Origin of the sequence: Peribacillus sp. NPDC096447, from assembly GCF_044762725.1 — a bacterium.
In the GTDB taxonomy this organism is placed as follows: Bacteria; Bacillota; Bacilli; order Bacillales; family DSM-1321; genus Peribacillus.
Window position 1 is genome coordinate 979,106 of the sequence record NZ_JBIWEV010000001.1, and the last position, 12,019, is coordinate 991,124.

Below are 12,019 nucleotides of genomic sequence, written 5' to 3' on the forward strand. Positions count from 1 at the left end.
TGGTTACTTTATGTAAGTAATTATATTTTCACAAGCTTATAATGTCAAGTAAGTTTATTGGAATTTCTTTTTTCCCAAAATAAAAACGAATTGCCGAAGCAACTCGTTCATTGCGATTAACCAAATTAACACAACCTCATTATTCAAACATCGAAATCAGTTCTTTTGTGTATGAATGGCGATCGCTGCAAAAAAGCCGTTCATTTTCGAAAGAATCCACAATTACACCACCTTTCATCACCATGATCCGATGGCTCATCTCCTGTACTGCCGACAGATCATGAGAAATAAAAAGGTAAGAAATGTCCAAAGTCTCCCTCAGCCCGCCTAACAATTTCAGCACCGCCGCTTGAGATAGAACGTCCAGGCTTGAAGCCGGTTCATCCAATATAATGAGGGCCGGTTCAATGCTGATTGCGCGTGCAATGGTCACACGCTGCTTTTGTCCGCCGCTTAGCTCATGCGGGTAACGTTCAGCAAAACTCCTTGGAAGCTCCACAGATTCCAGCAGCTGTCCGATAAAGTTCGCTTCACTTGTATACGAAAAATGTTTCAGATTGACCTGGCTGCCAAATTGAAGATATGGATCCATTAGTGAATCTTTTATCCTTAGTTTTGGATTCAAAGCCGATGCAGGATTCTGCAAAACGGCCTGGATGTTCTTACGATACGGTTTTAAACTGCGTTCGTTTTTATTCTGCAGCGCGGTTCCTTCAAATAAGATGCTGCCCTGGTCAAAGGATTCAATTTGAAGGATGAGTCTTGCCAGTGTGCTTTTTCCGCAGCCGCTCTCTCCCACTAATCCGAGGCATTCCTTCCTTTCGATGCTGAAATTCACGTTCCTTAGTATTTCCACTCCGTTATCATAGCTTTTATGGACATTTCGTACGTCTAATAAACTCATCCTGACACTCCTTCAAGCTTAAATGGAATTCTGCTCAATGTTGGAGATGATTGAATCAGTTCATTCGTATAAGCGTGCTGCGGATGATTCAATACCTGATTTTTATCACCGGTCTCAATGATGGCCCCGTCTTTCATGACCGCAATGCGATCCGCATACTTCCTGACATGACGTAAATCATGGGTAATGAACAAGATCGCACATCCGGTTTCTTTTTGGAGCCTTGATAACAGCTGTAAGACCTTAAAGGAAGATACACTGTCCAAGGCTGTGGTCGGTTCATCCGCTATCAATATATCCGGCTCAAGCAGCATGGCTATTGAAATGGATACGCGTTGAAGCTGCCCGCCGCTTAATTGAAAAGGGTATCTGCTGTAGATATCTTCATTCAGGCCCACCGAAATGAGCGCCTTGACCGCTTGCTTGCGCCTTTCCTTTTTGGAAAGGTTCAAATGTGTTCGCTGATATTCGTCGAAATGCTGACCGATGGTAAGGAACGGTGTAAATGAACCCTGGTAATCTTGAAAAATATAAGCCAGGCTCTTTCCGCGAATCTTCCTGATTTCTGAGGAAGATATCGTTAATAAATTCTTTTCCCTGTACCATATTTCCCCCTTCGCTTGGAGATTGGGTGCAAGCAGCTGACATATTGCCATTGCCGTCATGCTTTTGCCGCTCCCGCTTTGTCCGACAAGTGCGAACCATTCACCTTCCTGCACATCCAATGAAACATCCTTGACGATATGATTTTGCTTCCCCATGATATGCAACTGCCTCACGGATAAAGTGCTCATGATTCCACCTCCTTTTTCACATCGAATGCATCGCGCAAATAATCACCGAGTATGTTGGATAGAAGGACGACAAATACAATGGCGAGCCCCGGGTAAATCATCAGCAACATATTGGATTGAAAGAATGGACGGGCATCATTCAGCATGGCTCCCCACTCTGGTGCCGGCGGCTGCGCCCCGAGCCCGATATATGATAAGGAAGATATGAGCAAAATGATTTTTCCTAAATCGAGGCTAGCCAATACAAGCACGTTGCCGACCAGGTGCGGAAATAGATGCTTCCGCATGATCCCAAATGAACTTAATCCATTGATTTTAGCAGCTGTGACATAATCCTTCTGACGTTCGGTGATCACAGTACTTCGCACAAGCCGGGCATAATTCACCCATTTCACTAGAACGATTGCCAACAGGAGATTTTCGATTCCTGGTCCTAATAAACCACTAAGCACAATGGCAACGATCGTATCAGGGAATGCGAGAAACGCGTCTGCAATGCGCATGAAAATCCGATCGATCAGACCTCCTTTAAAACCGGCAATCACCCCGAACGGGACGCCGATGATAACCGCGGCAAACAAAGATAAGAGACCGTAGCCAACCGTCAGCTGTGCGCCAAGCAGAAGACGTGTCAATACATCACGCCCTAGATGATCCGTCCCTAACGGATGTTCCATGCTTGCCGGCCGTAGCCTTTCTCCCAGATTGACCAGTGCCGGATCATGTTCCAGAATAAGAAAGGTGTAAGCCGAAACGGCAAGGACTGTAGCCATCACCGTAAAAAGGAATGTCATTCTCCAGCGCCTTTTGGATTTTTTTTTGATAACTAACTCCATTTTCCATGCTTCCTTTCCTTCAGTCTTAGCTCCGGATTTAAATACCGATAAGATAAATCCACCGCACTATTAACCATGAATACAATGATGGCCATGACCAACAGGTACCCTTGGATGACTGGATAATCCCGTGACCGAATCGAGTCCACGACCATCTTACCTATGCCTGGATAGGCAAAAATCACTTCGATCACCACTACACCGCCGATCAGGCTGCCAAGGCTGACACCGAATACGGTAATGACCGGGGGCAAGCTATAACGAAATGCATGGGCAAAGAATATCCGTATTTCTGATATCCCCCTAGATCGGGCAGCCCTGATGAAATCATGACTGAGGGAATCTATTAAACTCGAACGGAGCAAACGTACGTACACACTTGTGATGGCCAGCCCCAGCGTGAGTGACGGCAGAATCAAAGAACGAAATCCATCCCTGCCCATTGTTGGAAGGGCCCCCCATCGTACCGCAAATAAATCTATCAAGAGCAGCCCCAGCCAAAAGCTAGGAATGGCTGCGCCCAACAAAGAAACGGCACGGCTTAACTGATCAATCCAGCTTCCCCTGTACAAGGCAGCAAGCGAACCTAATGGAATGGCTATACCAAGCATGACAAGCAATGCGCCAATCGCCAGCTCAAGTGTTGCAGGCAGCCCGCTCATCATCATCTCCATCACAGGCTGATTCGTCAGATAGGAATGCCCGAAATCCAATTGGATAAAGTCCATAAACCAATCGCCATACTGCACTAACAGCGGATCATTGAACCCCAATTCTTCACGAAGTTCATTGACTTGCTCGTTTGTGATCGACACATCATCCACTTGAAGTATCGAGAGAACCGGGTCCCCTGGAGCAAGCCGAACAAAAAGGAAAGAGATGAATGTAATCACAAGGACAAAAATCACGACCTCAATGAATCGCCGGACTAAGATGCGCAACATTCACTTCACATCCAGTTCATTCGTCAGCATGTAGTATTCGCTTCTCGAAGTTATCCAGTTTTCAACTTTATCGGCATCATAAGCAACAAGTGTATTCGGATGTAAAATGAATGAATTATACACCTGTTTATCCACATACATCGCAATCTCCTCAGCTAAATCCGAGCGCTTCTCCTGTCCGACCGTTACATTCAGCTCATCAATCAGGGACGTCAGGTGATTATCATCGGCCCCACTGAAGTTCAAGGCTCCCTTTGGATGATAAGTAGCATTTAAATAATAACCGGCATCCCCGCGCGGAGCCGTTAAATTGCTGTAGGTCGTTAAATCCCAATCGCGATTGGCAGCCATATACTCTTCAGGGATTTCTATTTGCTTGATTTTCACATCAATCCCCAACTGGCCGGCATCCGATTGAAAAACTTGGGCAATTAACGGCAGATCGGCACGTGAACTGTATGTAAGAAGTGTAAACGTTAACGGTTTGCCGTCTTTTTGCATGACACCATCCACTTTCTTATATCCCGCCTGATCAAGAAACCCCTTAGCCGCTTCCATTCCATTCTCTTTTTTCGGATAGTCCGGAGCAAAAGAGAATGTGGATGGAAATGGCCCTGTTGCCACTTCTGCATGACCATGTAAAATCGTATCCGCAATGGATGATCGGTCGATCAAGGCATCTATCGCCTTTCGGACGTGTATGTCCTGCAATGCTTTACGTTCCAAATTCATCGTCATTTGATGTACACGGAAAGTGGATGTCGATTCAACCTTCACACCATCTATGGCCTTTAAATTTTCCAGGCTTTCCACTTCCGGACGGAAAACAATATCGGCGTCTCCCGATTCAAGGGCAAGAGACCGTGCATTGGCATCTTCATTAAACGAAAACCTGGCGCTCTCAAGCTTTGCGGCTCCATCCCAGTAAGACTCATAACGGATTAAATCAACAGCCGTACCTGGTATGAATTTCGAAACGGCAAATGGCCCTGTTCCTATTGGCTTGTTTATATAGTCACTTTCCTTCACGTCAATAATCGATGTATTTGGATGAACCAATTCAGAAGGAAACTCAGGAAAAGGAACCTCCGTCTTAATCGTCAGCGCATTTCCGTCCGCTTCAATCGATTCAATGCGCAAGGCATTCTTGATCGCCGGACTATCTTTCATCGCCCTCTCCAACGAAGCCTTCACCGCTTTGCCATCCATCGGCTTTCCATTCTGAAAAGTCACACCCTCCCTTAACTCGAAATTCCATAATTGACCATCCTTGCTATCCCAGCTTTTCGCCAGCCAAGGTTCGATGGTCAAATCCTCATCATTGAGATGCACCAATGTCTCAGTGATCCCAGCCCTTAGTGACACATAACTAGTATCGACATTCGGATCAAGCGAGCTAGTCGCAAAATTAAAAAGCAAGTTCACTTCCTTCTCCCCTCCCACTTGATCTTTCGAAGACTTGGTGGAACAGGCAGCCAAAAGAAAGAATGATAAACAAACAATAAAAATCGATATACATTTTCTGAACACGATATATTTCCTCCATTACCTCAACTATTTTTACTAGCCGCTTCAAAATCGTATTGATTACGATTTATAATGCAGCTTTGCTTTACTATCATGACAAAACACGTAACGCATTGCCGAATGCTTATCCGAAATCAAACTATGTAATGCTCCTCGACGAGAGTAAACACCAATTCACGAGTATTTGCTTCAAACTTACGAGTAAATGCGCCAAATTCACGAGTAAATCCTCCAAACTCACGAGTAAATCCCCCGAACTCATGAGAAACAGCACTAAATCTCATCAATAGCACCACCTTAAGTAAATGCTCCGAAACTCTCGATTTATTGCACTATCCGCCTTTGTTCAAGCAATTCCCCATATTTTCAACATATAAAGCCCCTTTCACCAAACAAATCAAAATGATTACGATTTATTTTTTAAAAAAATCCTCTTGTCTTGACTGCCTTTTATTATAAAACGTAATGATTACTGTTTACAAGGGTTTTTTTGAGTTTTAAAGATTATCGGATGCCAGTTCCTTCTTTTATTGGCTTTTTGTTTAAGAAAAAAACTCCTGAAAAAAGATTTCAGGAGTTTTTCGCTTTTATTTCAAGTTGTTGTAGTGATTGATAACTTCTTTTGTTATTTCGCTACCGCCGAACGGTCCCATTATCATGGCTCCAAGGAACATCGGGATGTCAGATCCGACGATGACGCCCATTGTCGCAATGGCACCGACTACGCCGCCTCGGTGGTCATGGATTAGCTTACCACCCGTATACCCAATTAAAAGCGGCAGTAAAAACGTAACCATCGGTGTAACCATTTTGGCAAGGCTTTCATTTGGCAGGAAACCAGATGGGATGAATAGGGCAGTGATCAGCCCCCATGCTATGAAAGCTGATATATTCGGCATGACCATTGAACTTAGAAAGTTACCGAACTTTTGAACTGCAACTTTTATATTAAAGTGAGCCATCTTGCTCTCTTCCCTTCATATTAATATAGTTTCCTCTAATCTTAAGGTACGTACCTTCCGCATTCAATAAAAGAAAAAGCTAACTTTGTCGCGAAGGAGAAGACAAACATAATGTATCTCACTTTTCCAGATTTATTCAGCTCTTGATGCAGACAGAAAAGAGCCCCGTTCGCAACTTGACGAACGGGACTCTTTAGAACCTTATAGTGGGATGATTCCCAATAGGACACATACCACTATCATGACAAGCGTCGATCCGCATGCCCATTTCAGGAAAGTGCGCTGCAATGCCCCGAAATCCTCCCCTACCATTCCAACCAAAAGATAGGTGGATGGAACAAGCGGGCTTAATAGATGGACGGGCAACCCTAATAGTGAAGCTCTACCGATTAGGGCAGGGTCAATTCCATAAGCAGCTCCCGCTTTAGCAAGTAATGGGAGCACACCATAATAAAATGCGTCATTAGACATGAAGAACGTAAAAGGTGCTGAGATGATGGCTGTGATGACAGCAAAATGTGCGCCCATTTGATCTGGAATATGCTGAATCAAAGAGTTTGCCATGGCATCGACCATTTCCGTACCGGCAAGGATTCCAGTGAAGACACCTGCTGCAAAAATCATCGAAATTACAGATAAAGCATTGTCCGCATAGTTTGCCACACGCTCTTTCTGATCACTAAGTTTCGGATAATTAACCGTAATGGCAATTGCGAAACCTACCATGAACAGAACCGCTGAAGGCATAAGTTCCATAATCAACGCAACCAGCAGTGTAAGAGTCAATGCGTAATTGAATATTATCAATTTAGGACGCTTAATATAAGCATCTTCCGTTGCAGCCGCGTGCTGTGCCACAGCACGATAATCGACTTCAATGATCCCAATTCTCTTTCTTTCTTTTTTACCCAGGCAATATGCCATGAAAAGGACGAATAGGACTCCGCCAATCATCGCAGGAATGACAGGGGTGAAAACATCGGACATTTCAAGTTTTAAAGCGGTCATCACCCGTGCTGTAGGGCCTCCCCAAGGAAGTAGATTCATGACTCCAGATGACGAAACAGCAATACCGGCCAATACTAGCGGTCTCATTCCAATCCGTTTATATAGCGGAAGCATGGCTGAAATCGTTATCATATATGTCGTCGTACCATCTCCATCCAAGGAAATCAGCAAGGCCAGGACTGCCGTGCCGATGGCAATTTTCACAGGATCTCCTTTTACAACCTTAAGGATCGTATTGATGATCGGGTCAAAAACCCCAGCATCAATCAAAATGCCAAAGAAAAGGATCGCAAATAAAATCATGATTCCCGTTGGCGCGACGTCTTTGATTCCTTCCAACGCCATCTCACCCATTTTACCGCCAAACCCGCCAATAAGTGCAAAGGCACTTGGTACTGCAATCAAAGCTATCATGGCTGAAAGTCGCCCTGTCATAATTAAAATCATAAACACTAATATCATCAAGTATCCTAATAAAGCGAGCATATCTATCACTCCTATCTTCTAATAAGATAAAGTGTATATGAAACCGCTTCATTTGTAAGCGTTCTCAATTTATTGTGTTTTAAAACTATTTTGTCAATTGTGTTCATTGTGTTCACGGAAGCGTTTTTTCGAGGCTGAACCGGACGCCATTCCCCGGGTTGAATGGCGGGTTCTTTAAGGAAATGAGTGAATATTAAGCAAACAATCCGCGCATTTATTCTTCAAATGATAAATTTTCCGGTCCATCCAAAAGGTCACAGCCGTAATCTATATTGGTCGTTGGTATATCGGTACTGATTTCCTCGAATTCCAGTTCATCGATCCATACTTGGCCACGCCCTGAAAGAAGGACCCCGAATGAAATGATGGCACTGTTTTCGGGTACATCCAAGACGATATAATAATGGTTCCATTCCGTATCGTTAACGACGGGCCGATTCCCCATATTGTCGAATTGCAAAACATCAAGAAGCGCATTATCCACCCTCATCCATAAACCACAAAATCCATCAACATCTTTTGATTTTAAAAAACCCGACAGTTTCATTCTTTTACCAAGGTAATTTTCCGCCTTGAATTGCTGCATCATCGTTGCAAATTCCTCCTTGGATTCCTTAGTGACGGATTTCAGGAAACCTGATGCCTGGCCTTTATGGAATGTCTCCCGGTCAATTCCCATTTTATAATTGAATGGATGACTCCCGCTTAAATTCCATCCTTTTAATAATTGTTCGTTTTTCATCGTCATTTCCTCCTTTTGCAAGGTTAGCTTACTTACGAGTTTCCGGTATTGCCCTGGCGGCAGGTCATAATATTTCTTAAATGAACGAGTAAAGGATTCTTGTGTTTCAAAGCGGTAATATAAAGCAATGTCGATTATTTTTTCATCAGTATAAAGCAGCATGTTTGCTGCATTGGCGATCCTTCGATATCGAATATATTCAGATACGGTCACGCCAACCTCCTTGTGAAAAATACGATGATAATGAAACTTCGAAAAACCTGCGAATCGTGCGATGTTCTCTAAAGACAATTCATCTTGTAAGCTATTCTCTATATATTCAATCGTTTTTTGGATGATGGGGCTGTATCTCATTTCCGAACCTCCTTAAGAAAAGGATAACAGAAAAAAATATCGACTTTTTGACATATATTGCTTTTTTTATAATCTTATAAACCATGCACTGCATAAAAAAACACCTCCATAATGAAGGTGTTTCACATAATTCAATCTCTATTGAATTTTATAATATCTTCGCTCAGGTCTACCCACTACCCCGTATACGACTTCCGCTTTACATTTCTTAACGGATATCAAGTATTCCAGATAGCGTCTCGCGGTTGTCCTGGAAGCTCCGATCTGTCCGCTCACTTGCTCAGCCGACAAACCGATATCGCTTGCTTCGAGTACCTCGATCACTTTCGCCAAAGTGATTTCGTCGACCCCTTTCGGCAAGGATTGTCCATCGTTCGTTTCCGAAGCGGAAGAACCCTTTTTCAAAATGAGGTCAACAAAATCCTGATCTATTTCTTGTTTGGATTTCATCAGATGGACTTTCTTCAGATACTCTTCGATAACTTGGTTGAAGCGCTTCATTTCCACTGGTTTAATTAAATAATTCTCTACACCATAGTGAAGCGCCTTTTCAAGTAGTTCTTTATCCGTTGCCGCTGTAATCATGATGATATCCACATTCGGGAATTTTTGCCGTATGTCCGGAAGGAGGTCTGTACCAAGCTGATCTGGCATATAAACATCAAGCAAAAGCAGATCCGGGCTTTTTTGTTCCAAGATCCGAAGCGTTTTTTTGGCATTGACAGCTTTTCCGACCACTTCTATTTCATCAAAGTTTTTCAGGAATTTTTCATGGATATCCGCTACACGAAAATCATCTTCTGCAATGACTGCTCTTATCTTCAGCATTCTTTCCCTCCTCTCTGTTCTTTAGGAAGATACACGGTGAATATGGTGTTGCCATCCTCGCTGTGGACTTCGATGATGCCGCCTAGCTCTTTTACAACATGATCAGCATTCGAAAGTCCATAACCACTCGGACTTCCGCTGTTTTTCGAAGTGAAACCCCGATCGAAAATATGGGCGATCGCATCCTCTGGTATTCCTTTTCCGTTATCACTCACTTCAAATACCATATCATTTCCGATATCTGTGGCGAAAAATTTCACGAGCGGCTCTTCCATGCTTGAAACCGCTTCTAGTGCATTATCGATAATATTGCCTAGAATCAATGTTAGTTGAGACAATTTTATATGATCAGGCAGTTTCTCTAGGTAACTTTGTGCGTCTATTTCAAAAAAGATCTTCTTCTCCGATGCTTTCCCTATCTTGCCTAGTAACAAGGCTTGTACCTTTGTATCCTTTATCTGTTCGAACACAACACGGTTTAGGGAATGCAATTCGGATGTTTCGCTTTGAATCATTTCTATTGCTTCATCGTATTCCCCTAATTGTATCAATCCCGAAAGGACGTATAGTTTATTGGTAAATTCATGGGTTTGTGCCCTTAAATCCTCTGAATGCATCTTCACTTCAGATAATGTGTTGACCATTTCCTCAATTTCCGTTCGATCACGGAACGAAGCTACAACGCCGCTTACCCCTTCACTATCGAAGATTGGCGTACAATTAACAATGATGGATTTGTCTTTCCATGAAATCTCCTTATCCATTTGCGGTTCACCGGACTTCAGCACTTCGAATAAATATTTCGAAGGAAATAGTCCGTCCACGTTCAAATGGCGAACGGATTCTTTAATATCCAGCAATTTTTTCGCCGGCTGATTCATCGAGGTAATCAGCCCATTTTGGTCAATGGCCAGAATACCTTCTTTCACCGATTGAAGGACTGCATTTTTTTCTTTATATAAATTGGCGATTTCAAATGGTTCCAGCCCCAGTGTATCTTTACGGATGCTTCTTGCCAGCATATAACTGCCAATGATCGATATCATGATGGCCACTAAAGATACAACCATCTCTTTGGACAAATCCTTGAAAATCTGGGCGCGGACATCGTCCACTAAAAAACCGACGGAGACGATTCCAATTATTTTTCCATCCTCATTGAATACCGGTGACTTCCCCCGAATGGAAAGACCGAGTGATCCTGCCGCTTCGGAGACATAATATTCGCCTTCCCTAATGGCCCTGCTATTATCCCCGCCTTCCATCCGCTTCCCAATTTCGGAAACCAGCGGATGGGAATAGCGAATTCCCTCTGCATTCCCTACAACGATGAACTCAGCACCTGTTTCCCTGCGGATCTTTTCGACAATCGGCTGAATTATGCCAGCGGGATCATCCGTTTCAAAGGCCTCTGTAACGGTAGGCATGAAGCTAATCGTCTTTGAAAGTTCCAACGCCAATTGACCTTTATCCTTCGCTATTTGCCTTCCTTCCATATAGGAAAAAGTAGTCGTCAATAAAAGAATCAAAAACAGGCTCAACGATAAGACTAACCCGAGAATCTTGGTTTCCAGCGATACTTTCCTCATATTCAACAGCATCCTCTATTTTCATTTTCATACACTAAATTTTATAGGAGCATAATGATTTTACCATTTCTATTAAATATTGAACATTGTTGGCCGTTTATTTCGCCACATTCAAAAATGAAAGGATTTAAGCAACAAAAAAGGGAGTGCGAAATGAATTTCTTGAATCCTTTTCAAATGATTTATATGATCATCATCACCCTTTTGCTGATTTTTTCCCAGACTTTTTTCTTTCTGTTAACGTTTCACCTGAGCTACTATCGGTTTATTTCTCAGTTTCCTATTTAAGTTATTTTACACCTTGTATCTCCTTTCCCTAGTCGGAATGTTGACCGCTTTAGGGCGACGATCCACGGTAGGCATTTCTCTTAAAGGTGTTTTTCTTTGGATAGTGCTGCTTCTGTCTTGCTACCATATCTTTTCTTATTGGAAGAAAGCAAAACAAGCTGAAACATAAAATGCTCAAAGGAAACATCTCCTTTGAGCATTTTTTCAAAAACAGCTAAATGAATTGATTTGTCTTCTATCGATGCCAAAAATCGTCCAGACCCTGCCATTCCACCTGAAGCCGGCAACAGAACGCTGACCGACGAAGATGGGGTAATACCAGAAACGCGCACCATTGTTTAGCATATAAAAGTATTCCTGAACAGACAAAACGAAATCGCACCTGGATCTACGGCAAATGTTGAAGCCGATTGCTGTTGGGGGATAACGCTGGCGGGGGAGCTGTTGGTGCTTGCGAACCCGGCGGTGGTCCTGGCTGCCCTGGAAATTGAGGTAAACCAGGTATGCCCGGAAAGCCGGATAGACCGGGAAACTGCCGTTCAAGATAAGCTTGATCTTCATAATGATACGTTGGGTACATATACATGGTCATTCACCTCTATAAGATTGAATGTAATAAGTTATGATATATGGACAAAGATGTATGGGCTGGAAATGCAATTTATCCCCGAGATTGTTATATCGACGATACTTGCTGTTTTATCTCCGAAAAGTGAATTATATCGACGATACTTGCAGGTTCATCTCCGAAATTAGG

Annotated in this window: 12 protein-coding genes and 2 pseudogenes; 1 reads left to right on the forward strand and 13 read right to left on the reverse strand. The window is 43.1% G+C overall.

Translation table 11 applies throughout. From position 1 onward, the window contains the following. Positions 1-139 precede the first annotated feature (139 nt). The 13 genes and pseudogenes from ACIQZD_RS04855 to ACIQZD_RS04915 form a co-directional block, all read right to left on the reverse strand. Positions 140-904: an ABC transporter ATP-binding protein gene (locus ACIQZD_RS04855; RefSeq protein WP_402898818.1), complete on the reverse strand. Its 765-nt coding sequence runs from the start codon at positions 902-904 to the stop codon at positions 140-142. Further along, a complete protein-coding gene (locus ACIQZD_RS04860) occupies positions 901-1,698 on the reverse strand; it encodes an ABC transporter ATP-binding protein (protein WP_402898821.1) in 798 nt (265 codons plus the stop codon). Before ACIQZD_RS04860 ends, ACIQZD_RS04855 begins: the two co-directional genes overlap by 4 nt. Further along, positions 1,695-2,534: a nickel transporter permease gene (nikC, locus tag ACIQZD_RS04865; RefSeq protein ID WP_402898824.1), complete on the reverse strand. Its 840-nt coding sequence runs from the start codon at positions 2,532-2,534 to the stop codon at positions 1,695-1,697. The genes ACIQZD_RS04860 and nikC overlap by 4 nt, the downstream gene beginning before the upstream one ends. Further along, the gene (gene nikB, locus ACIQZD_RS04870; RefSeq protein ID WP_402898826.1) at positions 2,525-3,478 is read right to left on the reverse strand and encodes a nickel ABC transporter permease; all 954 of its coding nucleotides are present in this window, start codon (positions 3,476-3,478) and stop codon (positions 2,525-2,527) included. The genes nikC and nikB overlap by 10 nt, the downstream gene beginning before the upstream one ends. Next, the gene (nikA, locus tag ACIQZD_RS04875) at positions 3,479-5,008 is read right to left on the reverse strand and encodes a nickel ABC transporter substrate-binding protein (protein ID WP_402898829.1); all 1,530 of its coding nucleotides are present in this window, start codon (positions 5,006-5,008) and stop codon (positions 3,479-3,481) included. A gap of 131 nt (positions 5,009-5,139) precedes the next feature. After that, positions 5,140-5,289 (reverse strand): hypothetical protein, encoded by a 150-nt coding sequence (locus tag ACIQZD_RS04880; RefSeq protein ID WP_402898832.1) that lies wholly within the window; start codon positions 5,287-5,289, stop codon positions 5,140-5,142. Positions 5,290-5,625: 336 nt separating this feature from the next. Next, positions 5,626-5,967, reverse strand: a pseudogene (locus tag ACIQZD_RS04885) (PTS mannitol transporter subunit IICBA); the annotation flags it as partial. Between the two features lie 201 nt (positions 5,968-6,168). Then, entirely contained in the window at positions 6,169-7,461 is a 1,293-nt protein-coding gene (locus ACIQZD_RS04890) for a CitMHS family transporter (RefSeq protein WP_402898835.1), read from the reverse strand. A 214-nt stretch (positions 7,462-7,675) separates the two neighbouring features. Next, on the reverse strand, positions 7,676-8,557 hold the full coding sequence (locus ACIQZD_RS04895; RefSeq protein ID WP_402898838.1) for a helix-turn-helix transcriptional regulator: 882 nt from the start codon (positions 8,555-8,557) through the stop codon (positions 7,676-7,678). Positions 8,558-8,695: 138 nt separating this feature from the next. Then, the gene (locus ACIQZD_RS04900) at positions 8,696-9,385 is read right to left on the reverse strand and encodes a response regulator (protein WP_402898841.1); all 690 of its coding nucleotides are present in this window, start codon (positions 9,383-9,385) and stop codon (positions 8,696-8,698) included. Beyond that, positions 9,379-10,974, reverse strand: a complete 1,596-nt coding sequence (locus ACIQZD_RS04905) for an ATP-binding protein (RefSeq protein WP_350299871.1) — start codon at positions 10,972-10,974, stop codon at positions 9,379-9,381. Before ACIQZD_RS04905 ends, ACIQZD_RS04900 begins: the two co-directional genes overlap by 7 nt. A 368-nt stretch (positions 10,975-11,342) precedes the next feature. Beyond that, a complete protein-coding gene (locus tag ACIQZD_RS04910; RefSeq protein WP_402900011.1) occupies positions 11,343-11,531 on the reverse strand; it encodes a hypothetical protein in 189 nt (62 codons plus the stop codon). Beyond that, a pseudogene (locus tag ACIQZD_RS04915) lies at positions 11,467-11,767 on the reverse strand (transporter). The gene ACIQZD_RS04910 and the pseudogene ACIQZD_RS04915 overlap by 65 nt, the downstream one beginning before the upstream one ends. On the opposite strand from ACIQZD_RS04915, the gene ACIQZD_RS04920 reads away from it, so the two are divergent. Next, entirely contained in the window at positions 11,710-12,018 is a 309-nt protein-coding gene (locus ACIQZD_RS04920; protein ID WP_402900014.1) for a hypothetical protein, read from the forward strand. The pseudogene ACIQZD_RS04915 and the gene ACIQZD_RS04920 overlap by 58 nt on opposite strands. Position 12,019: the final 1 nt, after the last annotated feature.